This window comes from Chitinivibrionales bacterium, assembly GCA_035516255.1.
Taxonomy (GTDB): domain Bacteria; phylum Fibrobacterota; class Chitinivibrionia; order Chitinivibrionales; family FEN-1185; genus FEN-1185.
Map to the genome: position 1 here is coordinate 26,292 of DATJAL010000002.1, position 25,015 is coordinate 51,306.

General features: G+C 54.1%; 22 protein-coding genes. 12 read left to right on the top strand and 10 right to left on the bottom strand.

Features of this window, described 5'->3' with window-relative positions:
• The first annotated feature begins 190 nt into the window (after positions 1-190).
• From VLX68_00615 to VLX68_00640, 6 genes are all read left to right on the top strand, one after another.
• Complete coding sequence (locus tag VLX68_00615) at positions 191-763, top strand: hypothetical protein (protein ID HUI90724.1); 573 nt, start codon at positions 191-193, stop codon at positions 761-763.
• A gap of 5 nt (positions 764-768) precedes the next feature.
• Complete coding sequence (locus VLX68_00620; protein ID HUI90725.1) at positions 769-1,524, top strand: SDR family oxidoreductase; 756 nt, start codon at positions 769-771, stop codon at positions 1,522-1,524.
• 87 nt (positions 1,525-1,611) lie between these two features.
• Positions 1,612-4,218, top strand: a complete 2,607-nt coding sequence (locus VLX68_00625; GenBank protein ID HUI90726.1) for a substrate-binding domain-containing protein — start codon at positions 1,612-1,614, stop codon at positions 4,216-4,218.
• A 70-nt stretch (positions 4,219-4,288) separates the two neighbouring features.
• Positions 4,289-4,849, top strand: coding sequence for a hypothetical protein (locus tag VLX68_00630; protein HUI90727.1), 561 nt, complete (start codon positions 4,289-4,291; stop codon positions 4,847-4,849).
• Positions 4,850-4,867: 18 nt separating this feature from the next.
• Positions 4,868-5,245, top strand: a complete 378-nt coding sequence (locus tag VLX68_00635) for a response regulator (protein ID HUI90728.1) — start codon at positions 4,868-4,870, stop codon at positions 5,243-5,245.
• Positions 5,242-6,393 (top strand): SpoIIE family protein phosphatase, encoded by a 1,152-nt coding sequence (locus VLX68_00640; GenBank protein ID HUI90729.1) that lies wholly within the window; start codon positions 5,242-5,244, stop codon positions 6,391-6,393. Before VLX68_00635 ends, VLX68_00640 begins: the two co-directional genes overlap by 4 nt.
• 202 nt (positions 6,394-6,595) lie before the next feature.
• Here the strand turns inward: VLX68_00640 and VLX68_00645 are convergent, their stop codons facing one another.
• From VLX68_00645 to VLX68_00665, 5 genes are all read right to left on the bottom strand, one after another.
• Positions 6,596-8,197, bottom strand: coding sequence for an endonuclease/exonuclease/phosphatase family protein (locus VLX68_00645; protein HUI90730.1), 1,602 nt, complete (start codon positions 8,195-8,197; stop codon positions 6,596-6,598).
• Between the two features lie 425 nt (positions 8,198-8,622).
• Positions 8,623-8,913: a phosphopantetheine-binding protein gene (locus VLX68_00650; protein ID HUI90731.1), complete on the bottom strand. Its 291-nt coding sequence runs from the start codon at positions 8,911-8,913 to the stop codon at positions 8,623-8,625.
• 55 nt (positions 8,914-8,968) lie between these two features.
• On the bottom strand, positions 8,969-9,985 hold the full coding sequence (locus tag VLX68_00655; protein ID HUI90732.1) for a BtrH N-terminal domain-containing protein: 1,017 nt from the start codon (positions 9,983-9,985) through the stop codon (positions 8,969-8,971).
• Positions 9,982-10,449, bottom strand: a complete 468-nt coding sequence (locus tag VLX68_00660; protein ID HUI90733.1) for a hypothetical protein — start codon at positions 10,447-10,449, stop codon at positions 9,982-9,984. The genes VLX68_00655 and VLX68_00660 overlap by 4 nt, the downstream gene beginning before the upstream one ends.
• 220 nt (positions 10,450-10,669) lie before the next feature.
• A complete protein-coding gene (locus tag VLX68_00665; protein HUI90734.1) occupies positions 10,670-11,401 on the bottom strand; it encodes a class I SAM-dependent methyltransferase in 732 nt (243 codons plus the stop codon).
• Between the two features lie 336 nt (positions 11,402-11,737).
• Between VLX68_00665 and clpB the strand changes: the two genes are divergently transcribed.
• The 3 genes from clpB (at position 11,738) to VLX68_00680 (ending at position 16,663) form a co-directional block, all read left to right on the top strand.
• Positions 11,738-14,323: an ATP-dependent chaperone ClpB gene (gene clpB, locus VLX68_00670; protein ID HUI90735.1), complete on the top strand. Its 2,586-nt coding sequence runs from the start codon at positions 11,738-11,740 to the stop codon at positions 14,321-14,323.
• 174 nt (positions 14,324-14,497) lie between these two features.
• Entirely contained in the window at positions 14,498-15,469 is a 972-nt protein-coding gene (locus VLX68_00675) for a trypsin-like peptidase domain-containing protein (protein HUI90736.1), read from the top strand.
• A 27-nt stretch (positions 15,470-15,496) separates the two neighbouring features.
• Positions 15,497-16,663: an RtcB family protein gene (locus VLX68_00680; GenBank protein ID HUI90737.1), complete on the top strand. Its 1,167-nt coding sequence runs from the start codon at positions 15,497-15,499 to the stop codon at positions 16,661-16,663.
• Positions 16,664-16,707: 44 nt separating this feature from the next.
• Here VLX68_00680 and VLX68_00685 read toward each other — a convergent pair whose 3' ends face one another.
• On the bottom strand, positions 16,708-17,253 hold the full coding sequence (locus VLX68_00685; protein HUI90738.1) for a hypothetical protein: 546 nt from the start codon (positions 17,251-17,253) through the stop codon (positions 16,708-16,710).
• On the bottom strand, positions 17,240-17,554 hold the full coding sequence (cutA, locus tag VLX68_00690) for a divalent-cation tolerance protein CutA (protein HUI90739.1): 315 nt from the start codon (positions 17,552-17,554) through the stop codon (positions 17,240-17,242). The genes VLX68_00685 and cutA overlap by 14 nt, the downstream gene beginning before the upstream one ends.
• 117 nt (positions 17,555-17,671) lie before the next feature.
• Here cutA and VLX68_00695 point away from each other — a divergent pair, with 117 nt between their 5' ends.
• A complete protein-coding gene (locus VLX68_00695) occupies positions 17,672-18,421 on the top strand; it encodes a glutaminyl-peptide cyclotransferase (protein ID HUI90740.1) in 750 nt (249 codons plus the stop codon).
• A gap of 64 nt (positions 18,422-18,485) precedes the next feature.
• Here the strand turns inward: VLX68_00695 and larB are convergent, their stop codons facing one another.
• Together larB and dusB are read right to left on the bottom strand one after the other, a co-directional pair.
• Positions 18,486-19,241, bottom strand: coding sequence for a nickel pincer cofactor biosynthesis protein LarB (gene larB / locus VLX68_00700; GenBank protein ID HUI90741.1), 756 nt, complete (start codon positions 19,239-19,241; stop codon positions 18,486-18,488).
• Between the two features lie 74 nt (positions 19,242-19,315).
• Complete coding sequence (gene dusB / locus VLX68_00705) at positions 19,316-20,266, bottom strand: tRNA dihydrouridine synthase DusB (protein HUI90742.1); 951 nt, start codon at positions 20,264-20,266, stop codon at positions 19,316-19,318.
• 143 nt (positions 20,267-20,409) lie between these two features.
• On the opposite strand from dusB, the gene VLX68_00710 reads away from it, so the two are divergent.
• The gene (locus VLX68_00710; GenBank protein HUI90743.1) at positions 20,410-21,339 is read left to right on the top strand and encodes a PAC2 family protein; all 930 of its coding nucleotides are present in this window, start codon (positions 20,410-20,412) and stop codon (positions 21,337-21,339) included.
• Between the two features lie 10 nt (positions 21,340-21,349).
• Here the strand turns inward: VLX68_00710 and VLX68_00715 are convergent, their stop codons facing one another.
• Positions 21,350-22,501, bottom strand: a complete 1,152-nt coding sequence (locus VLX68_00715) for a hypothetical protein (GenBank protein HUI90744.1) — start codon at positions 22,499-22,501, stop codon at positions 21,350-21,352.
• A gap of 605 nt (positions 22,502-23,106) precedes the next feature.
• Here VLX68_00715 and VLX68_00720 point away from each other — a divergent pair.
• Positions 23,107-25,011 (top strand): tetratricopeptide repeat protein, encoded by a 1,905-nt coding sequence (locus VLX68_00720; GenBank protein ID HUI90745.1) that lies wholly within the window; start codon positions 23,107-23,109, stop codon positions 25,009-25,011.
• The last annotated feature ends 4 nt before the right edge of the window (positions 25,012-25,015 follow it).

Consider the following 25,015-nt stretch of genomic DNA (forward strand, 5'->3'; position numbering starts at 1 on the left):
TATATCATTCAAGATGAACCTGCGTGTTTATTGAATTAAAATAATAATAGCTGTTAATGAAAAGTCAGATTTTCAATTGAGAAAGGCTCTTTGAACGCCTTATAATATTTTCCTTCAAATTTTGCTTTACAATCCGTTCAAATCTATTTTTTGCTTGAGGACTTAAATTGTTAAATAAGAGGAGGACTGGATGAAATTGAACTTTTTACCCGCGGGCGCCTGTCTGGTGTGCACAGCGTTTTTAATCGGCTGCCTTTCGCGCCAGACCGTAAGCGTGAGCACGACTCCTGAAAAAAAATACGGCGCGGCGCAGATTTTGCACGGAACCGGCGAGTCCTATGATTCTGCGGTTGTCATCACCGGCGGAAAAGACTACGCCGAGGCGGTCGCCTGCGAAGACATTTTCATCAGCAATTCGTGGGGCATCAAAGAAAAGGACTGGCGGCTGGTTGAAAAAACAACGGTGACCGAAAATAAAAGGACCTACGATATGGTGCAGGTGGAGATTCCAAAAGTGGGTGAAAAACATTTTTATTATTTCGACATCACCCATTACAAGAAAAAGCCCAAAGCGCGGTCGGATGAAGAAACCGGGGAAACCGAACGATCGTCGGCGCCCCAGGAAAAGCAGGCGCCCCGCCAGGCACCGCAACCTTCAAAGACCGAGGTAAACCCGACCCCGCAGGCAAATGACACGACAGCCGCGCCGGCGCAACATTCGCCGCAGGCACAGGACACGCTTGCGAAAACGGAGAAAAAGTAAGCCCCATGGCTCGTTTTCCCTGTGCCGGCCGGACCGCCCTTGTCACCGGCGGCGCAAAGCGCATCGGCAGGCACATCGCGCTTGCCTGCGGCCGCGAGGGCATGAACGTGGTTGTCCATTACCACCGGTCAAGGCAGGAAGCGCAGCTGCTCGTTCAAGAGCTCACGGTGGAAAAAATCACGGCCTGGGCGGTCGGCGGCGCACTTGACACGTCGGAAATGTGCGACAAACTCATCCGCACGGCCTCTTCCCTTTGCGGCAATTCCCTTTGGCTCCTGGTCAATAACGCTTCAATGTTCCCCGCACGGTCGCTTGACAAAGTCTCCTTCGGCGATCTGGCCGCCAGCGTCCGCGTCAATGCATGGGCGCCGCTGTGCCTGAGCAGGGCGTTTGCGGAAACGGCTCGTCCGGGCGGCAGCATTGTCAACCTGCTCGACGCGCGCATCGCAGGATACGATAAAAGCCACGTCGCTTACATTCTATCCAAGCACCTGTTCGCCGCAATCACGAGACAATGCGCCATCGAATTCGCGCCCCGCATCCGCGTCAATGCGGTTGCGCCCGGCCTCATTCTTCCGCCTGCCGGTAAAACCGAAGCCTACCTGAACAAACTCAAAAACACCGTCCCTCTCAGAATGCACGGCAGGCCCGAGGACCTCGCCGCGGCAGTCGTGTTTCTTGCAAAAAGCCCGTTTGTCACCGGAGAGACCATTTTCGTTGATGGCGGGAAACACCTTCTGGCGCATAACACGGGTTTTTAACTATCTCCTTTCCGCATTCATTGCTTTATTGTTATAATTAACATTTGGCGTCGGGTTCTTCATCATACTCGATCAAACAAGCGTGCTATGCCTAAATCCGCCCGCAAAGAAAAAACCCATGCTGTCATCGGCCTTTTCATCGAAGGCGCCACGGTGATGCATCAGTCAAACCTGTTCTATGGCGCGGCCCTGGGGGTGCGCCTGCGCGGGGCAAGCCTCATCTGCGTGCCGAGCATAACTTCCGGAGAAACGCAGCAGAACCAGTCCGGCACGCATAACCCGTTGTTCGAGCATGTCAGCGCGGCCGACATTGACGGGCTCATCATTTCGGGCACGCTCGGCAGTTACGATTCACCCGAAGCGTTCGGCAGTTTTTACTCCCGGTACCTGCCGCTGCCCATGGTAAGCATAGGAAAAGCGCTCGGCGACATGCCCGCGGTGTTCGTTGACAATGAGGCAGGATACCGCGAGCTTGTGCGCCACCTTATCCACGAGCACCGCTTCAAGCACCTCGCATTTTTACGCGGCCCGCAGGAAGACCCCGATGCTGAGCTCAGGTTCAATGTCTTTCTCGACGTTCTCACCGAGTACGGGCTTTCGGCCGATCCCCTGCTCATCATACAGGGCGACGGAACCAGGCGTTCTGGCGAGTTGGCCGTTAATGCGCTGTTTGAGCAGAGTAAAACGGAATGCGAGGCCGTTATCGCGGCAAATGACGACATGGGCCTCGGCGCCCTTTCCGCTTTAGTAAACAGGGGCGTGCGCGTACCCTATGATATCGCGGTGACCGGGTTCGGCGACATCGAGGAATGCGGCTACGTCACCCCGCCACTCACCACCGTGCGCCAGCCTTTGTACAACATCGGCCTGCAGGCTGCGGAGATCATCATGGATCTGATTGACGGCAGGCAGGTGTCGCGCCGCGTGTTTCTCCCCACCGAGACCATCATCAGGCAGTCGTGCGGGTGCTCGTTCGGCGCTCACCTGCAGAAAATCCGGGCGAAGCACCAGCTCTCGGGGAAGCACCACCGCGAACACTCGTTCATGGAAATGCAGGAGCGCATCGTCACCGAAATGGCGGCCACGGTCACACAGGCATCGCCGCCCGGAAAGCAGGCGGCGGCCGGCGACGCGCTGTCGGCGCGTCTCTACAAGGCGTTCTTTGTTGACACAAAGGGAAAGCTCAGGAACGTGTTCCTCCAGGTGCTCGACGAGGTGCTACGCGCCACGCTCGCCGCCGGCGGCGAGGTGCTGGCCTGGCAGGACGCGTTGTGGACCCTGCGCGCTCACGCCCAGGACGTGCTGTCGCATACCGAGGCGCTCTTTGCCGAAGAGCTGCTCCACCAGGGCACGATCATGATCGCCGAAAGCGGCCGCCGAGCGCAGGGCATCGCCAAGCTCCAAGAGGAGGCGCTGCTTGACACGGTGCAGACCATCGTGCAGACCCTCATGACCACCTTCGACGTCAACCGCCTGCTCGACGTCATCGCCCAGGGGCTGCAAAGCCTGGGCATCCCGCGCGGGTTCGTGGTGCTGTGCGGGGAGCAGGCCGCCTCGCTCATCATGCCCTCGCTGCTTGCCGGGCCCCGATCACCCGCCGCAATGCTCGCGCTGTCGTTTGACGAACGCAAAACCCGCAAATACCCGCCGGGCGGCATGTCGTTTCCCGGAAACCAGCTGCTCCCCATGGGCATGCTCCGCCGCGAGCGCCCCTTCACCATGATGGTGGTGCCGCTCCTTGCCGGAAGCGACCTGCTCGGATTCCTGCTTCTGGAAACCGGTCCTCCGCAGCTCTCGCTGTACGAAATACTTTCCGAGCAGATCTCGAGCGCGCTCACCGCCTCGATCCTCGTGAAAAAGGTGCATGACCAGACCAATGCCCTGGCGCTCGCGAACCGCCAGCTCGAATCAGAGGTGTCGCAGAAAGAAAGCGCCCAGGCCGAGCTCGTTGCGGCCAAGGAGGCGGCCGAGCGCGCCAACACCTCAAAGAGCGTGTTTCTCGCCAGCATGAGCCACGAGCTGCGGACGCCGCTCAATGCCATCGTGGGATACAGCGAGATGCTCGCCGAAGATGCGGCCGACAAAAAAGACACCCAGCTCGGCTCGGACCTCGAGAAAATCCGGACCGCGGGAACGCACCTGCGCGCAATCGTCAACGACATCCTCGACCTGTCCAAGATCGAGGCGGGCAAGATGGGTTTATATTTGGAAGAATTCGATCTTGCCACGGTCATTCGCGGCGTTGCCGACACGATGCGGCCCCAGCTGGCGGACCGACCCATCACCATCGCCACCGAATGCCCTGATACAATGGGCGCCATGTTCGCCGACAGCACCAAGGTGCGACAGATCCTTCTCAACATCGTGGGCAATGCCGTCAAGTTTACAAAAGAGGGAATGATACGGCTTGCGACGGCGGCCGCGCAGGAAAACGGCAGGGACTTTTTCAGGATTTCGGTGCGCGACACCGGCATCGGCATGACGGCCGAGCAGGCCCGTCATGTGTTCGAGGCGTTCACCCAGGCCGACGCGTCAACGTCGCGCAGGTACGGCGGCACCGGCCTCGGCCTCGCCATCTCGCGCAGTCTGTGCAGGCTCATGGGCGGGGACATCTCCGTGACGAGCGAGACGGGCAAGGGGTCTGAGTTCGTGATCCTGCTGCCGGCAAGGGTGGAGGCGGCGAATGAGAAGTAAATGTGCGCTTTTGATGATGCTGTTTACGATGAGTTGCCTTGCGGACAATTCCGGAGGTACAAGGTTCAGGTTGAACATAGGAACCGGAGCGGAATACACTTTTACCACCAGATACCAAAATCAGTTCGATTCAACCACTTCCTTTTCCTTTTACTCTCTTTTTGCATTGACGCCTTCTCTGAACATTGGCGCTGCCATTAATTCCCGGTTTTCACTTTTTTTGCATTACTCACACTTTTGTGTTTTCTTTGACCAATTTAACCAAAAGATCCAACAAGCATCGTATGTCGCTGTTGCAGGAACGGTTTGGCCGAGCGAAAAATTCAGCCGAATTTATTTATCATATTCATTGGGACCGGCTTTTTTCTGGTATCCAGTCGCGTTTTATCAAGCCGGGTTAAGAAGTTTCGGCGGGATGACAACGGTTTCTCTTGGATACCATTTCAGCAAACATTTCAGCGCTCAAATCGATTTAGATTATTTGGGATATGGATATGGCGCCTCAATTAACAGAACGACCATTGCCCCTGGTGATGCTTCCAATACCATCATAAACATGGGCACTTCCAATTTCGGCGACAATTTTTTTGATATGATATTCGGCCTGTCCGCCTTTTGGGACATTTTCTGACAGGAAAAATACGCTCGTATGCTGCTTGTCCTTATTGTTGAAGACAATCCCCTCGACGCCGACATGCTCTCCCGCCGGTTGAAACGGAAAGGGTATGACGTGATCGTCGCGCAGGACGGCGAGACCGGCGTGGCCATGGCGCGCGAACGGCTTCCCCACTGCGTCATCATGGACATGGGGCTGCCTCTTCTTGACGGGTGGGAAGCCACGCGCCGGCTCAAGGCATCGCCCATCACCTCGGCGATCCCCGTGATTGCCCTTACTGCGCACGCCATGGCCGAGGACAAAAGCCGCGGCCTTGCTGCCGGATGTGACGGCTATGAAACCAAGCCGCTGGAATTCGACAGGCTCATCTCAATAATGGAAAGCTTGATCAGCAAAGGAGCAAACGCATGACGACGCAGCCGCGCATCCTTGTTGTTGACGACATCCCCGACAACCGCGAACTGTTGTGCCGGCTCCTGGTACGCCAGGGGTATGCCGCCGAGATCGCGGGAAACGGCCAGGAAGCCCTCGTTTGCCTTGCAAAAGAGAAGTTCGACTGCGTGCTGCTCGACATCATGATGCCGGTTTTGGGCGGCATCGAGACGCTGTCGCGGCTCAGGGCCGACGAAGCGCTGCGCCATATCCCCGTGATCGTGGTGTCGGCCGTGGATGACGTTGACAATGTGGTAAAATGCATCGGGCTCGGCGCCGAGGACTATCTGTTCAAGCCGGTCAACAAGGTCCTTCTCAGCGCGCGCGTGTCGGCCTCGCTGGAGAAAAAGCGGCTGCGTGACCAGGAGCAGGCCTATACGCTTCACGTCAAGCACGAGCTGGAACTCGGCCGCCAGATCCAGGCGGACTTTCTACCTGAATCGCTCCCCCGGCCCGACGGCTGGGAGGTGGCGGTGTCGTTCGAGCCCGCGTTCGAGGTGGCCGGCGATTTCTACGACGCCTTCATGATCGGCGAAGAGCGGCTCTGCTTCGTGATCGCCGACGTGTGCGGCAAGGGCGTGGGCGCGGCGCTGTTCATGTCGCTGGTGCGCAGCCTGATCCGTGCGTACGCCGAGCAGGCAAAGGGCGGCGATAACGACATCCTGCACGCCGTCACCCTCACCAACAGCTACCTGACCCGCTACCACCGCATGAAAAACAGTTTTCTCTTCACCACGCTTCTGTTCGGGGTGATCAACACAAAGCTGGGGACACTCAAGTACATCGCGGCGGGACATTATCCACCGCTCATCCTTACGAACACCGGCGTGATTTCATCGCTCACTATCTGCGGCCCGGCGCTGGGCATCATCAACGAACCCGATTTCGCGATCAAGGAGGCGCAGCTTTCCAAAGGCGACATCCTCCTCGCTTACACCGACGGCATCATCGAGGCGAAAAACGCAGCCGAGGAACTTTACTCAAAGGAACGCCTTGTCGGGGTCTTGGAATCCAGGCCGCAGGACGCAAAGGCTCTGCTGGTGCGCGTCGAGGCGGGGCTGGCGAATTATATCGGGGACACCGAGCAGTCGGATGATATTACAATGATGGCGATAAAGAGGCTGTAATAAATTTGCTAATAAAATTTACGGGGGAGAAGTATCTCCCCGGCCGCGGCCTCCTCGTCCGCAAAGAGCGGGACTGCGGGGTCCTCGGCACTCCCCTCTCCTTCAGCTGCAAGCTGCACACATCCGCTGGGCGCACCCGCGGAAAGTAGCTGAAAAGCGTTCCAATACAGTTGATCAAACCTTTTTATTTTGGTGAATGAATTCACCTTTTACACAACATTTTTACATCATCGACAAATAATTTTATCTCTCTGTCTTTCTTTGTCCTTATCTCCACGTCGATTTCCTTTCCCGATCCCGGCACCGCTTCGAGCGGCAGGGATATGCTTGTCCAGTCTGCAAACGCATAGTCCGTGTATTTTCCCGCCTTTGCAGGTGAAAAGTCCTCGCCTTTGAAATACGTCCATTTTTTATCATCGGCCCATTTCATGCGGAAACAAAGACTGCCGCTCCCGCGGATAACCATTGTCAAGGCAGCCTGCCCGCCTTGCGCCGGAACAGCCATTCTGCCGCGCGCGGCGGAGGCGTTTTCCTTTGCTCTTCCTGAAATTTTAAGACAGTATTTTCCCGCATGCGGATTCACGGTGTCCCTGGTTACCTTCACCTGCTTGACGCATGAGACCCAGCACTCTGCACCGTCTTCAAACCCACCCACTACTCCCGACACGGCCTTCGAAGTAATTTCTCCGGTGTCAAGACTGTCGGGCCGGTAGGCGCACCTGCAGAACCTGGCAACGACCGGCAAATGGTCGGAATACCCTTCCCCTGCATGGTATCGCGCGTTCTTGACGTAGCGCATCTGCCACCGGTACGGCGCGCCGCCCTTGAGTAGGCGGCCGTTCCACGTGAACGCATAAAATGAATGGTTGACATACGAGATGCCCGCCGCATCGAACATGGACGCGGGGAGCAGAATGTGATCGGGCGTTTCCGGCCTGCCCTTGAACATAGTGCTGAGCCGACGCGCCTCCGGCTGTTCGAGCCATGTATCATACATGCCGGGGGCACCCGCCCTAAGCGCTTTTTTCTGCGTAAAGGCAACAAACTGCATTGGCTTTGAAGAAACTGTTCCTAATACATGGTTGAGCCCCGTTTCACCCCTGGTGTCGTCCCCGCCCATGGTATGGAACGTTTCGCATTCATCATAATCCTCGTTGAAATCGCCCGCTACCACATAGTCTTTCCCTTTTGGCAACTCGGCCAGACGCTGCTCGAGCAGCCTGGCATTTTCGAGCCTGGCCGATTCCTTGTGCAGTTTAGAGGGCCAGTGGCAGGCGAACACGGCAAGCGTGTCGCGGCCGAGGAAAATGTCGGCCCGCAGCATGTTCCTGTTGTACGCTGCCGCATCGACGGCGACGCCGAAACTTGTTTCCGACAGCACCGGAAATTTGGACAGGACAACGGGCATCACGCTGCCCCTGTTGGCATGGCCTCCCAGCGCATAAAACGGATAAGCGCATTTTTTCTCCTTAAGGACTTTGCAGAGCCCCTGAACCGCGTTCTCGTTTTCCACTTCGACAAGCACCGCGATGTCGGCATTCATTGCCGCAAGCACCGACGCGATGTTGTTGAGCTTGATCTCATAGGTGTTTTCGTTCCAGTTGTACTGGCCGGGTTTGTACTCGTCGTATTCGGTTCCGTTGTCAACCATGTCGAACAGGTTTTCAACGTTGTAGGAGACGAGGGTGACCGTGTCGGGGATGGTGCCGGTGAATTTTTGGGGCATGCCGATGCGGTCGGGCTTTTGCTGGCAGGATAATAAAAGGAGGAGAATTGCCGCAATTAAAATCCGTTGAAACATCATGATTAAAATATACTATGAGGTTATGAAGGATATTTTCCTAGAAAACTCAATTTATAAATCACGCAAAACAAACTCGAGACTTTTATTTCGTCAGCACGGTTGATGAACCGAAAAATATTTTTATCCTTAGAGGACTTTGACATTAATCAACTTATTTTGATTCTAAAAAGGTCACTAACGGTACTGGCTGGAATAATGAAATCCTGCATCAGTTAAATCAAAATCCCCCTCATTTTTTATCAACTGCTGTGTCAAGGGTGCGCCCAGCGGAGGGTTCGGGCTTGCAGCCGTTGGTACCTGGCTGCACCCGGGAGGGGGTAGCAGAGGACCGGGCGCGCGAATTTACGGATACGATATCCCTGAAAAAAGGTGGAACGCGACCGGGCCGCAGCAAGGGGGAAACCTCCCCCCCATGAATCATTATTTTATTTTCGTTTTTCCTTCGCCACAAACTCTGCAATCGAGTCCACCGACTTGATGATGAACCTGCCGATGTTTTGGTCGTCGATGTGCACGCCATAGGTGCGCTGAAGGGCCATGACGATCTCGAGCGCGTCAACACTGTCGAGCTGGAGCGCGGAATTGTTTTCGAACAGCGAGGCGCTGTCGGGGATGTCCTCGGGTCTCACGTCGGAAATTTTGAGCGATTCGAGGATGAGTTTTTTGATTTCCAATTTCAATTCAGGAGTTGCAAGACCTGTTGTCTGGTTTTCCATTTTTCTCCAATGATTTCCCGTCCCTTTGCGGGCCGGGCTTTTTTTTATTATATCACTATTTTACCATGGAGAGAAGAGTTTTAAAAAATGCTTCTTCTTCATCCGCACGCGCATAAATCATCCGTCGTATTTCCTGCAGCCTGCCGTCGCCGAGGTCGCGGTCTTTGCCGACGCGCGCCACGAACAGCGAGAGTTCGCGCCACCGGTCGCCGATGGCCATGATTTTCTTTGACATGTCGGAAAGCTCCGGCCTGTTCAGCAGCGTGGCGGCCTCCTGCAAAAACGAGGCGTACATGAAACGGAACCCGCCGCCGCCCGTGCCGCGCTCTTCAAGCGTGATATGGATGGACATGATCGCATGCGACAGCGCGTCCATGTTGCGGGCGATTTTGGGCCAGGCGGGAATGCTGTCCGCGAACCGGCGCATGCCCTTCACACCGATAAACGGGACCGGCAGCTTCACCATGTTGAACGACGCCTGCCTTATGCCCTGGACCACTGCTTTTTTTAGCGTGTCTTCACGCAGCCCGCCCTCGGGAACGGAGGCGATGTAGAACTGGAAACCTTTGGGCGCAAAATCCGATTTTGCGAAACGCGCCTTGTCAAGCGAATCCTGTGCAATCATCGAGAGGGAGGGATAATAGCAATCGCTCACCAGGAAACCGCCGTTTTCCTTCCCCACCACCACGATGAAATGCGCGTTGAAATGCACGCGCATGTAAGAGGGGATGTAGTCCATGTAGAACATGTCCACCTGCACCGTGGTCGGGATTCCTTTGTCAAGGAGCGCCTCGAGCGATGCGCGGGCCTTTTCCGCACTTCCGAATTTCTGCACGGCGTATTTGATATCGAGCCGCTTTCCCAGGTTTTTCCGCATCTGGCCCGGCATGTTGCGCATATCGAACACGGGAAACACCATGTACGGCGTCTTTACAAAAACGAAAAATATCGCGCCGCTGATGCCTAGGACCATGGGTTCGCTTATGACAAGCCCCCTGTGCTTGAGCAGCGCCGACAGCATTCCCGATTCGCAATGCGCTGCCATTTTATGTTCAAACGGGATCTGGCTCATTGGTTCCCCCGGCCGATTTCAAGCACGGAAAGATACGGGTTGGCCGTTTTTCTGCTGGTTACGGTAAGGTTCTTTTCCTTTGGGACAATAAGCTGGAACATGTTCGCAACGGAGACACCGAAAACGTCCGCATAGCGTTTGACCACTTCAACCGGCGCCTTGGCAAAACCTGCGGGCGTCTGGTGCTTAATCACCTTTCCCTTGGAAATGCCGACGCGCATCGCGATGTCTGCAGGGGTCATGTTGTAGAGCAGCATATAGTATACCACCGGGCTTATATCGCCTTTTCTGAGCCTGCCGGTGCATTCGGTCTCGATGTTCTGGCGCTTCTGGAAGAAATCGTCCACATAATTTTTTGTCAGGTACGCGCCGGTCTGCAGCGGGCCGTACGAGCCGTCCGCCTTTTCGACATACAGCAATACCTGATGCTCATCATAATCGACGCGGGCGTCGTTTTCTTTCACAGAACACCTCCTGATTGTAGAAGGCCTGCAACTGTGGCCGTTCTGGTGCAACCCCTGAAAAATGACTTTAAAAAATATATTTGCGGATGGTTTTTGAGAGAAGAAATTTTTGGATAATACAGGATTATTACATAAAATTTATAGCACGGTTAGTTGCATACGGTGATCGATATGGTGTGATGACAGATTTAAGAACGGCAACCTTTCCGTCTTTTCTGCTTCAAGACTTCTTTGCAACAATGGTGATTCCGTCTTTGAATCCGTCTGGGAGAAAAATTTTTACAAATGCGTCCTTTTTCAACATGGGGAAATAATCAGCAAACTTCGCCGAGACAATGGCAAACCCGGCCTTCGAAAGATACTCAAGAAGTTCCTGTTTGGTATATTCGCGGAAATGGCCGGGATTGTCCCGGCTCTCGCGGATTTTCTCATACGGGTTTTTTCCCTTGAGCATGGCCCATCTTTTTCTCAGGGAAACCGCATTCGGCGTCTGGAGCACCATAACCCCACCCGGGCAGATAATAGAATGTATATACCGGAGCACTGCCAGCGGCGGAGTATGCAGATGTTCAATCACCTCTGCGAACACGACAATATCCATGGCCGGAATTGCCGGGCGTTTTGCCGGATCCCGCACTTCATTCAAATCGAAATCAAATTGGTTTTTCAAATCGAGCTTTACATTTCTTGGCAGGTGACCGCCCCTGCTTTCGTCGTGAATAAAACCCAGGGTATAAACAACGTCATTGGGAAAACTGCGCCGCAAGAGTTCCGTAAAATAAGACGGCCCTATATCCAGGATTGAGGCCTTATTTTTTTTCGCCTCGGGCCTTATCTTTTCCACAATATCAAGCAGATAGCAAAAACGCCTGGCCATGGCATGCAGGTAGTTGCGCTCTTCGGCGTTTAGGCCGTCATGGTCAAACAAGGAAATTATTTCTTTGCCGTCCATTTATTCTCTTCTATTGCCTATTTGGTATGGACAAAATATGCTTGCCCCGGGGAAAAGTCAAGCGCGGACCCGTTGACATTACTGTTAGTCAAGAAAAGTCATCACACCGATTGTGGACAGGCTTTGCAGGGAAATCAACCTTCTTGTCGCTGCATGGATGAATAATATTGGCACGAATGGGTTTCAATTTGGAACAAATTATCTTTAATTCGCTTTTTAATCCCGCTGTTGAAATACAATCAACTATTTGATTTTAAAGAAAATAATCAAATAATTTAAAAATTATTTTTCTCTGGCACCCGCATTGCACTACTATGAAGAAAAAAGGAGACCGTCATGAATCCTGAAAAATTCACCAGCAAATCCCAGGAAGCCATTAACGGCGCGAACAAGATCGCCGTTGAGATGAACCATCAGGAGCTTGTTCCCCCGCACCTGATGCTCGCGCTCGTGATGCAGACCGGCGGCCTGGTACAGACCATCCTTGAAAAACTCGTGGTTGACATAAAGGACATTGCCGAAGCAATCATAGAAGGCCTGCGCAAAATACCCGCGGTCACGGGCAGCGGCGCCTCGCAGACCTATATGTCGCGCGGCCTCACCCAGGTCATTTCGGAAGCGGAAAAAACCGCATCACGCATGAAAGACGAATTCGTGAGCGTTGAGCATCTGCTGCTTGCCGTGCTTGAAAAGGACGCCGAATGCAAGGAGATTGCTGAGCGTTTCCGAATCACTCACGCAAAAGTCATGGAAACGCTCAAGGCTGTCCGGGGCAACCAGCGCGTGACCTCGCCGGAGCCGGAGGCAACGTTCAACGCGCTGGAAAAATATTCGCGCAACCTCACCGACATGGCGCAGAAAGGGAAGCTTGATCCGGTCATCGGCCGCGACGAGGAGATCAGGCGCGTCATCCAGATATTATCGCGCCGAACCAAAAACAATCCCGTGCTCATCGGCGATCCCGGCGTGGGCAAAACCGCGATCGTTGAAGGCCTCGCGCTGCGCATCGTGCGCGGGGACGTGCCCGAGGGGCTCAAGAACCGCTCGCTCGTGTCACTCGACATGGGCGCGCTCATCGCGGGCGCAAAGTTCCGCGGCGAGTTCGAGGAACGGCTCAAAGCCGTGCTCAAGGAAGTCACCGAGGCACAGGGAAGCATCATTCTCTTTATTGACGAACTGCACACCGTTGTGGGTGCCGGGGCCGCAGAAGGCGCCATGGACGCCGGCAACCTGCTCAAGCCCATGCTCGCGCGCGGCGAGCTCCACTGCATTGGGGCCACGACGCTGGAAGAATACCGAAAGCATATAGAAAAAGACAAAGCGCTCGAGCGAAGGTTCCAGACCGTACTTGTTGACCAGCCGAACGTGGAAGACACCATATCCATTTTGCGCGGCCTGCGCGAGCGCTACGAGGTGCACCACGGCGTGAAGATCCGCGACGCCGCGCTCGTGGCCGCCGCCGTTTTATCTGACCGCTACATCTCGGACCGGTTCCTGCCCGACAAGGCCATCGACCTCGTTGACGAGGCGGCGGCGAGCCTGCGCACCGAAATGGACAGCAGCCCGCGCGAACTCGACGAGGCCTCGCGCCGCCAGATGCAGCTTGAGATCGAAATCACGGGCCTGAAAAAGGAAAACGACGCGTCGTCGAAGGAGCGGCTGCACAAGCTGTCGGCCGAACTCGCCGAAGTAAAGGAAAAGGTCAGGCAGCTCAGACTGCGCTGGGACGGCGAAAAACAGCAGATCGCCTCGCTGCAGCAGCTGCGGCAGAAGCTCGAGCAGGCCAAATACGAGCTTGACAAGGCCCAGCGGAACTACGACCTGAACACCGCGGCGCAGATCAGGCACGGCACCATTCCCCAGCTCGAGCGCCAGATCGGGGAGGCGGAAAAGGCGCTCAAGGACCGCAACGGCAACCGCCTGCTCAAGGAGGAAGTTGACGAAGAGGACATCGCCGCGATCGTTGCACGGTGGACCCATATTCCGGTGAGCAAGCTCGTTGAGGGTGAAAAGGAAAAGGTGCTCACGCTCGCCAGGCACCTGCACGAGCGCGTGATAGGCCAGAACGAGGCGGTCGACGCGGTCGCCGACGCGGTGCTGCGCGGACGCGCCGGGCTCAAGGACCCATCCCGTCCCATCGGCAGCTTCATCTTTCTCGGGCCCACCGGCGTGGGAAAGACCGAGCTGGCGCGCAGCCTGGCGTTCAACCTGTTCGACGACGAGCACGCCATGATCCGCATTGACATGTCGGAATATATGGAAAAGCACACCGTTTCACGGCTCATCGGCGCCCCGCCCGGCTACGTGGGCTACGACGAGGGCGGCCAGCTCACCGAGGCGGTGCGCAGAAGGCCCTACAGCGTCATATTGTTCGACGAAATCGAGAAGGGGCACCCCGACGTGTTCAACGTGCTGCTGCAGATCCTCGACGACGGCCGCGTGACCGATTCGCACGGCCACACCGTGAATTTCAAGAACACGATCATCATCATGACGTCGAACATCGGCTCGCAGCACATCGTGGACAGCGCGGGAAAGGATTACGAGGAGATAAAAAAGACCGTGCTCGCCGAGATGAAAAATTATTTCAGGCCTGAATTCCTGAACCGGGTCGACGAGATCGTGGTGTTCCACGGACTGAGCCAGGAAGACATCGTCAGCATTGTTGACATACAGCTCAAACGGTTCGCGGAACTCCTCACGGGAAGAAACATCGGGTTCTCCGCGGACAAAAAAGCCGTCGCGCTGCTGGCGAAAACCGGTTTTGACCCGGTGTACGGTGCGCGGCCGCTCAAGAGGACCATCCAGCGCGAACTGGAAACCCCAGTGTCGAGGCTGCTGGTGGCTGGAAAACTCAATGACGGACAGTCGTTAAAGGTTTCGGCAGAGGGAGACAAGCTGGAATTCAAAGTGAGCGGTTAATCTGTAAAATGAGGATGATTTACGGATATGCAATTTCCAGCGAACGAATTACGTATAGTTCTAGTGTAGGGGAAGGAACGGAATATGGAAATTTTAAAGGATTTTGTTAACGATCAAGGGCATGGTCGGTTAGTGCATCAAGAGGCAAATCCGCATGTACTGCAGGGCGGCGCTATGTTTGAAAACGACGTTCTCGATTCCTATTCCCAGGCCGTGATCCGCGCCGCCGATATTGTCATGCCTTCGGTCGTGAAAATAGAGGTGAAGGCTGAACAGAAAAACCGCGATGGTGATCAAAAACAAGAAGGCCCTTCGCCTGAAGGCAGCGGCTCAGGCATGATATTCACGCCGGACGGGCTCATTCTCACCAACAGCCATGTTATCAGAAACGCGTCGTCCATCAGCGTGACGCTCCTTGACGGAAGAACATTTCACGCGGAGGCCATCGGCGATGACCCGGGAACCGACATCGGCATCCTCCGCATCCACGGCTCGGACCTCTTGCCAGTGCAGCTCGGCGATTCGCAGTCGCTCAAGGTTGGACAGCTCGTGATCGCCGTGGGCAACCCGTTCGGGTTCCAATGCACCGTGACCACGGGCGTGGTGAGCGCGCTGGGCAGGTCGCTGCGCTCGCAGTCAGGCCGCCTCATCGACAACATCATCCAGACCGACGCGGCGCTCAACCCGGGAAATTCGGGCGGGCCGCTGGTGACCGTGGCCGGCCAGGTGGTGGGCGTCAACACCGCGGTCATCATGATGGCGCAGGGCATCTGCTTCGCGGTCGCGGCGAACACGGCGAAAATCGTGATCACGCAGCTCCTGACAAAAGGAAAAGTGATCCGGAGCTACCTCGGCATCGCGGGCCAGACCGTGCCGCTGCACACCCGCGTGGTGCGTCACCACGGCCTGACGTCCGCAACAGGCATGTTCGTCACCAGCGTGGTGGCGGCCAGCCCGGCGGAGAAATCCGGCATCGTCGAGGGCGATATGGTGGTTTCGTTTGACGGCCAGCCGGTCTCCGACGTGGACGACCTCCAGCACCTTCTCACCGAAGAAATGATTGGCCGCGCCTGCAAAATAAACGTGCTGCGCAGGTTTACGCAGAAACTTGAGCTTGAAATCGTGCCTGCTGAAATGCCCGAATAATCCGCGGCTCGGAATTATTTTTCTTCCATGAACATCATCACAGAAGGCCTGCGGGTCCCCATCAAATCCTGGTGCGCAACCATCGAGCCGGGCGCGCTGAAGCAGGCGGTCAACCTCACAAAACTCCCGTTTGTCTACGGGCATGTCGCGGTCATGGCCGACTGCCACGAAGGCTTCGGCATGCCCATCGGCGGCGTTATCGCCTGCAAGGACGCCATCATCCCCAACGCGGTGGGCGTCGACATCGGCTGCGGCATGTGCGCGGTGCAGACCGATCTTCCGGTTTCGTCAATCGATGCGGACACGGTGCGCACGGTGCTCAACCGCATCCGCGGGCTTGTCCCCATGGGCTTTGACCATCACAAACATACCCAAGACTGGAAAGGGTTTGACCGGGCGCCCGACGTGCCAATCATCCAGCAGGAACTTGACTCTGCGCGAAAACAGCTCGGCACGCTCGGCGGCGGCAACCATTTCATTGAAATCCAGGCGGGAAACGACGGCCATGTCTGGCTCATGATCCACAGCGGCAGCCGTAATTTCGGATACAAGGTAGCCGGTGAATATCATGAAAAAGCGCTCGCCTACTGCCGTCAGCACAATATCGAATTGCCCGACAACGACCTGGCGTTTTTCCCCATGGACAAGCAGCTTGCCCGGGAATATAAAACCGCCATGGACTATGCGCTTGATTTCGCGGCCGAGAACCGGCAGAGGATGAAACAGGTCTGCCAGGAGCAACTGCGGGCCGAGACCCGTTGCGGTTTTCTGCGGGAGATCAACATCCATCACAATTTTGCCGCGGAAGAAACCCATTACGGACGGACCCTGATCGTGCATCGCAAGGGCGCCACCCGCGCGGGCAAGGGCCAAAGCGGCATCATTCCCGGCAGCATGGGATCGTCATCCTACATCGTACAGGGGCGCGGCAATCCGGATAGCTTTTTGTCAAGCTCGCACGGCGCCGGCAGGATTATGGGCCGCAACGAGGCGAACCGCAGGCTTACCTACGAGGAGGTCAGACAGGCAATGAGGGGCATCGTGTTCGACACGTGGCCGCGCGGCAGAAAGGGAAAAATTGACTTGAGCGAAGCGCCGCAGGCGTACAAGGACATCAACGCCGTGATGGCGTCGCAAAAAGACCTTGTGGACGTAAAGGTGAAACTGCGGCCGTTGGGCGTGGTGAAGGGTTAATGAGTTGGGGTGACAAATGGGTGACCACTGACTGCTGATCGCTTTCAGAATCTCGCCTCGGTAATCACTTTTCCGTCCTCGGCCTTAAATCTCAAAAAGTAGGTTGCGAAATACGGATCTCCCTGCACCGCCGTGCAGACAAACGCGATATAGGACTTGCCCGATTCTAAAAATTTTCCAAACGGCGGGTTTGATGCGACATCCATTTTGAGCGCTTCACCGCCGCCAAGCAGTTTCGCTACGGTGTCCGGCGGGAGCAGCCGTGCCGGATTTCCTGATCCGTCAAGCACGAAGAGGTGCGCGCTGTCAATCGGAATGGGCCGGCTGCCGGCGTTTTCTATTTTCACCACGAACACGCCGACGTTTTTTTTCAGCGACGCCTGATAACAGGCGTTGTTTTTCGTTTCGTACAGCGGCTGCTTCACCGCCCACACATTTAGACCGCAGTCCGGGTTCCGCAGCCAGCATTTGCGGTAATCCAGATCGCTCAGGGTGATATATTTGTAACCGGCGCAGCCGGCAAGAAGCGCGATGCCGATAGCAAAAAAACGCCGGAACGATCTGCGCTGCCGGTTATTATCGCGTTTCATCTGCTATCCATTGGAGAAATGCGGAGTTGCCGCCGACAATCGGGAGCACCGTGATGCAGGGACAGTCGTAACTGTGAATCGCCTTTATGCGTTTGATTGCCTTTTTCGCAAGCGACTGCTTTGTCTTGAGGACGAGCAGCGATTCCGCGCCCTGTTCAAGCTTGCTCTTCCACCAATACACCGATTGGATTTTGTCAACAATATTGGCGCAGGCCGCGAGACGTTCCTTTACGATCATTGCACCGATTTTTTTTGCCTCTTTTTTATTCGAGGCGGTGACATATAATGCGACGGTTTTCATTCTTATCAAAAACTATATCCTGCGATGATTGTCCGGAAAAGGTGGATTGACGGATTTGCCGATTGTTTCATTATCTGTTTGTCCCTCCTTTACCTTCCACCTATTTTTAGCTATTAAATGAAAAAAACCACATCACTGCTGCTCCTGCTGGTGCTGGCATCATCAGCCGTAAGCCAGCCGTCTTCAATTCCTGTTATAGTGCCAAAAGTCATTCGCACCATTCCGCATGACACCAAGGCATTTACGCAGGGGCTTTTCTATTACAAAGGGCTGCTCTACGAAAGCACCGGCCTTTACGGCCAGTCGAGTCTGCGCGTCATTGATCCCAAAGACGGAACCATCATAAAAAACATTCCCGTTGCCGATATTTTCGCCGAAGGGTGCGCGAGGATGGATTCTTTTCTTGTCCAGCTCTCGTGGCGCGAAAAGGCGGCTCTCGTGTATTCGCTGCCGTCGCTTAAGTATGTCCGTTCATTTTCGTACGACGGCGAAGGCTGGGGGCTCACCTCATCCGCCGCGTCGTTTTACATGAGCAACGGCAGCGATACGTTGTTCATCAGGAATAAAAAATTTTCCATAATTGGAAAGATGCCGGTGACAAATGCGGGAAAACCGCTCTTGTCCCTTAACGAGCTTGAATATGTCAAGGGGCTCGTCTATGCCAATGTGTGGTTCGATAAGTCAATTTATCTGATCCAGCCGAAAACAGGAAAAGCGATCAAAATTGTGGACTGCACTTCTCTTGTTGCGCAAAACGCGTCGCAAACCGACCAAGACGTTTTAAACGGAATCGCCTACAACAATGTCACCGGAACGTTTTATCTGACGGGAAAAAACTGGCGGTATATTTTTGAGGTGAGGTTGTAAGGTTCAGGGTTCAGCGTTCAAAGGTTATATATTTTATCTGTTGAACCAGGAACCTTCGAACCTTTTAACGCGCATTCATCAATGCCGCTGCATACCCGGCGCCGAACCCGTTGTCGATGTTCACCACCGTGAGTCCCGACGCGCAGGAATTGAGCATGGCAAACAGCGGCACGAGCCCTCCGAGGTGCGAGCCGTAGCCCACGCTCGTCGGCACCGCGATCACCGGGCACGCCACGAGGCCTGCCACTACCGACGGCAGCGCGCCTTCCATGCCGGCCACGACAATCACCACTGATGCGTCGTGGATCTCCTTGTGATGGGCAAACAATCGGTGAATGCCCGCAACACCCACGTCGCTGAGTGTGGCGCACGGATGGCCGAGCACCTCCACGGTGCACCGCGCCTCCTCGACAACGGGAAGGTCAGCGGTGCCTGCCGAGGCAATCAAAATGGCGCCTTTGACATTGTCCCTTTTTTTCCAGTGCTTGGATTTTTTCCAGAAACATTTTCCAGTTTCGCTGACTTCCACTCCCTTTATTTCTTTTTTAAGCAGGGCAAGCGTTGCTTCGGACGCCCTTGTGCCGAACACGGTCTCATCGTGCGCCATGAGGCTTTTCGCAATGGCAAGCACCTGCTGCGGCGTCTTGTTCTGGCAGAATATTACTTCCGCGTATCCCTTTCGCAGTGCCCGGTGATGGTCAACGCGGGCAAACCCCATGTCTTCATACGGAAGCGTGGAAAGCTTTTTCATAGCGGTTTCAACAGGCATTTTTTTGTCGGCAACCGCCTTGAGCACCTTGAGCAGCGATTCGTGTTCCATAACAACCTCTCTGTTTCCTTTCCAAAGCCCGCCGCTTGTTCCGGCACCATGCATCCGTCAAAATATATATGATGTTACTTTGCCGCCATTACTTCTGCAAGCGCCGCCTTGATGTCCGCCGTTGATTTTGCCCTGAAAATTTTCGACCTGATCCCTCCTGCGCCGGGCAATCCGCGAATATACCATGATGCGTGCTTCTTCATTTCGGCCGCAGCCGTCTTTTCACCATTTAATTTTACGAATCTGTCGACATGACCAAGCGCCGTTTCCATTCTCGCTTGTAATGACGGCGGCGCAGCCGGCGATTGCGCCAAAAGCGCCTTGACAGAAGAAAATATCCAGGGGTTGCCCAGCGCTCCCCTGCCGATCATCACCGAATCGCAGCCGGTCTGCTCAAACATATCCGAGCCGTCTTTGGCCGAGAGGATGTCGCCGTTGCCGATCACGGGCACGGCCACCGCTTTCTTGACAACCGCGATCCTTTCCCAGTAGGAATGCCCTGAAAAGCCCATGGTTTTCGAGCGCGGATGCAGGATCACGGCGCTCGCCCCGCATGCAACCGCGGCCTGCGCGAATTCGACGTCCACCCAGTGGTGCTCGCTCCAGCCCGAGCGCAGCTTCACGCTCACCGGCACCGACGATGCCTTTACCATTGCGGTGACGATCTCCTTGAACAGACGCAGGTCCCTGAGCAGGGACGCTCCGCCGTTCTTTTTCACCACCTTCGGGACCGGGCAACCGGAGTTCAGGTCGATAAAATCGGGGTTCGCTTTTTTTTGGACAAGCTCCGCGGCGCGGGCCAAGCGGTCGGGCTTTGCGCCGAACAGCTGTATCCCGATCGGGCGCTCCCGATCTCCACAAATAAGAAGCGCATCCGTTGGCCTTGACCGGTAGAACAGTCCTTCTGCGCTCACCATCTCCGACATCACCACGTCCGCGCCGTGCTCCCTGCACAAACTCCTAAACACGCTGTCCGTGATGCCCGCCATGGGCGCCAGAAAAAGTTTTTTTCCTGAAAAATCCATTGGAAAATCCCGTGCCAGTAAAATACATGACCATTATTGACAGAGTGTCATCAGAAACATCCACCGTCTTTTTTGTCGGCATGATAACATTATTGAATTATTTTAACTTGTAGTTTTAATTTCACAATAGAAGAAAGCGCTGTATGAAAGTGCTGCATGATGTGACTTTTTCCTCGCCGCCGGCGTTGCTCGCGGCATGGCCGGGCATGGGGAACGTGGGCCTTATCGCCATGGATTACTTGCGCCGCTATTTGAGCGCCGGGCTTTTCGCGGAAATCGACATGAGCCCGTATTTCATCCCGGATTCCATTATCGTCAAGGAGGGCATCGCGCAGCTCCCGGACATCCCGTCGAGCGTCTTTCACTACACCACGAGCCCCGACCTCATCATCTTCGAAAGCAACGCGCAGATCGGCGGCAAGGACGGCATCGCCATCATCAAGACGATCCTCGACATCACCCGCCAATACAAGGTGTCGCGCATCTTCACCGCCGCCGCGCTCGCGCAGCCCATGAGCTTCCAGACCAAATCCGAAGTGCTCATCGCCTGCTCGAGCACCGCGCACCTCGACACAATACGGCATTTCGGCGTGGTGCCCATGCCCGACGGGTATATCGCGGGCCTCAACGGCCTTCTGCTCGGTGTCGCCGCCTCCCGCGGCATCGACGCGGCGTGCCTGCTTGCCACCATGCCGTCCTATGCTGCCAACATGCCGTATCCGAAGGCGTCCCTTGAGATCATCAAGGTGTTCCAGAAGATCTTCTCCCTCAACCTCGACCTCGCCGAACTCAATGCAAGCGCCTCGGACATGGACCAGCAGCTCGCGGCCATCGAGCAGCGCATCAAACAGCTGTTTCCCGCCGAAAAGGAGTCCAACGAGGAGATGTCGGGCCTCGACGAGGAGAAGGTGCCCCACTACATCATGGAGAAGATCGAAAAACTGTTCAAAAAGGCGGAACAGGACCGGTCCGCCGCGCAGGAGCTCAAGAAAGAGCTTGACAAATGGAACCTGTTCGAGTTGTACGAAGACCGCTTCCTTGATTTGTTCGAAGACAACAACAGCAAGCAATAGCGGACGGGCCTTATTTTTTTCCGCCGGCCCCCGGCATTTTTTCAAAGGCATACACGATGCCGTCGCCGCCGCGGGTAATTTTCACGGGGAAAAAGCGGAACCCGTTCACCTCGTAGGTTCGCGGCGCCGAAAGAAAGGAAAATGCCCTGTCCCAGCCCGCCATGTCGTTCCTTATGTAAACAGCAACTCCCCGTGAAATCCCCTGCTCGAAATCCCTCCTTGCTTCCGCTTCCCTGAACATGAATATTTTCCGCGAGGCTTTTTCGCCGAGGTGGTAGGCAAAGAAACCGGCAGACCTGCCGCACAGGACGACGTCCGCTTCCTTTTCCAAATTCCTGACGGTTTCAAGAGTGCCTGCCCTGGTTTCAGCGACTGCATTGTCGGTCTTGATCGTTGCGGCGGTGATTGACGGCAGGTCATACTTTGCGCCGATGCATAGAAGCGCAACGCACCCAACACCGAGAACCCATTTATTATGGAACGTCTCCGCGAACACAAGCACGGCATACAAGCAGCAAATAAGCATGGGCAAGGCGAAGAAACGGACCTGAAACAATATCGGGGCCTTTGCAGAAAGGAGCCAGAAGAATAAAAACGGCATGAGCACCAGAATGGCCATCAGCAAATGGACAACGCGCTTTGTCCGGATTGCATAATAGAAAAGTCCTAGAAGCCCCAAAAGATGCACGGGGAGATTGTAAACGGCCATGATATTTGCGCCGGCCGCGGCCCAAAAGTCATGGAAATTCACCGGTTTTACTCCCAGCGTCAAGATATAATAATTTGTCAAATCATTGGAATAGGTCGCGCTTCCGGATATGGCATGATCAAACGACCTCCAAATGACCGGCGCGAGCAACGGGATAAAAAGCCACCAGGAAAACCCACGCTCTTTTTTAAACAAAGTCAACAGTATAAACACCGGCGGCAACAGCCATGCCTCCGGCCGCAGGAGCCCCGCGCCGAGCAGCGCAATCACGGTAGCGAAGCGCCATTGATTGACAAAGGAATAAACGGCGGCAAGCGCCAGAAAAAGGTACAGCATCGGATAATAGGCAGACATGATGAATTCCGGGATCACGATGGTGTTGCACGCCATAAAAAGCACAAACGCGACCGCACCCGCCCAAAAAGGTTTGCCGAATTTTTGCGCCGTTTTCATGAGCAATGCCAAAATGCCCGTTGTAAAGATACAAATTGCCGGATACAGTGCGCTGTGCCCAATTGTTCCGCATACCAAGGCGAATAACGGTTTTGGTGTTTCGAGGGGGAGTTTAAAATGGCGCCCGAGGTAATTCAGCCACATTATTTTATAACTGAAGTAAGCGTCTTCCCGTTTTCCCCCCAAAAAAAGCGGCAGCAGCAGAAGGAATATGAATGTCGCCGCGCAAATAAAAATAAGAGGCCAATCCGGCTTCCAGGCATTTGAGGCATTATCTTTCTTCAATGGGCCTTCTTCATGGTATCTTTATAATAAAAATAGTATAATGAATATGCATTATTTTCCAGACTGCAATATAAAAAGTTCAATATCAAATAAACCTCTATTCTCTTTATGAACAACGTTAAACCATCTCGCAAAGTCGTTTATTTAGTTCTCTCTCTGCTTGTTGACGTCTTCTTTTTTGCATATTGCAAGACCTGCGTTGCGCATCGTCAATTGGGTGACGCATACAAATTATGCGGTAAAACCGAGCTTGCGACAAAACATTTTATAAATGCAGATTCGCTGGCTTCGCTTGCAATCCAAAAAGTGAAACAACAACCATGATCGAAATTAATTTGAAACGCCGTACCCTTTATCTTATTGTCCTTCTGCTCATTGCATGCGTTTCCGCTGTTTATTGGGATGTGGACAAATTTGAATTTATCAGCTTTGACGATTCCCAGTATGTCTCAAACAATTATCATATTTTCTCAGGATTCAACAAAAAAAACATGCTCTGGGCGTTTACCTCTTTCTATGCGGCAAACTGGCACCCGCTTACATGGCTTTCACATATGCTTGATTGTCAGCTTTACCGCCTTAAACCCGCTGGCCACCATCTCACCAACGTGATGTTCCACCTTTTGAACACACTCCTCCTGTTTTTTGTTCTCAAAGGCATGACAGGCGCTGTCTGGAGGAGCGCGCTTGTTGCCGCGCTATTCGGACTTCATCCACTTCACGTAGAATCGGTCGCGTGGGTTTCCGAAAGAAAAGATGTGCTGAGCGCCTTTTTTATGCTGCTCTCCGTATTATTCTATTCATCATTTGTAATTCGTCAAAAACGGAGCTACTATGAAGGGGCTCTGGTGACGTTTGCTTTGGGCCTGATGGCAAAGCCCATGATCGTCACGCTTCCGTTTGTGCTTCTGCTCCTTGATTTTTGGCCTTTTCGGCGTTTTGCCTTGACAGGAACAGTGTCGCTGAACGGCGATGTCTCCCAAAAAAGATTTATTTCACTATGCATTGAGAAAATACCGTTTTTGGTGCTGACGGCCGCATCATGCATCGTTACCGCGCTTGCCCAGCATGCGGGAAAAGCCATTGGAAAAACTGACAAGTTTTCGTTTGTGGCAGGGTTTGCAAATGCAATGATCTCCTATGTGAACTATATGGGAAAAATGTTCTGGCCTGTCAAGCTTTCCTTCTTTTATCCGTTTCCCGCGACCCTCCCGTCCATTTGGAATCTTCTTTTTTCCTTCATTATTCTTTTCATAATAACGTTCTTTGCGATCATTCTTGTAAAAAAGAAACCTTATTTTTTAATGGGGTGGCTTTGGTTTCTGGGAACCATGGTACCTGTCATCGGGATTGTCCGTGTCGGATCCCAGGCCATGGCCGACCGGTACACCTATATCCCACTTATTGGACTTTTCATCATTTTTGTATGGGCGCTATACGAGGTTGCCGCCCGAAGCAGAATGTTTAAGAGCGTGACAATTGGCGCTTTGCTCGTCGTACTTTGTCTTCTTGCCTATCAAGCCCGGAAACAGACCCAGTATTGGAAAGACGATCTTACCCTAGGAAACCACGGCCTTTCCGTTTCCAAAGAAAATTTCTTTGCCTACAATCTTGAGGGGAATTATCTGCTCTCTCAAAACAATTACCGCGAGGCGTTTCGTTGTTTTGCCACTTCACTTTTTCTGTGTCCGGAACAAGAGGTTCCACTTTCGAATATCGGGCTTATCTTCCTCAAACAGGGAAAACCAAAAGAAGCCATTGCCGTTTACAAGAAATTGCTTATAAAAGACCCAGACAATATTATGGCCAATCTCAATTGCGGCAATGCCTATGGTTTGCTCGGCGACACAAGGTCCGCTATTGCATGTTTTACTCGCATCATTACCATTGATTCCACATATGCTCTAGCTATCCATAATATCGGTGAAGCATTTGAAGCGCAGAGGGATTATCAAAAATGCAGGTCTTATCTTCTCATGGCCCTCCAAAGGGATCCTAACAATGCCGAAACATATTATGCGCTAGGAAATTGCTGTTTTTATGACAATGATATGTTGGCGGCCGTTCAATGGTATAAAAAATCGATTTCCCTTTACTATGATTTTGCAGATTCGCATCGTCAGTTAGGAAAGGCATATTCCTCGTCCAGCAGGCATGATCTTGCGCAAAGAGAATTTGCAATTGCAGATTCTCTGACATCGCTTGACACTGCCAAAAAAAGGTAACGGT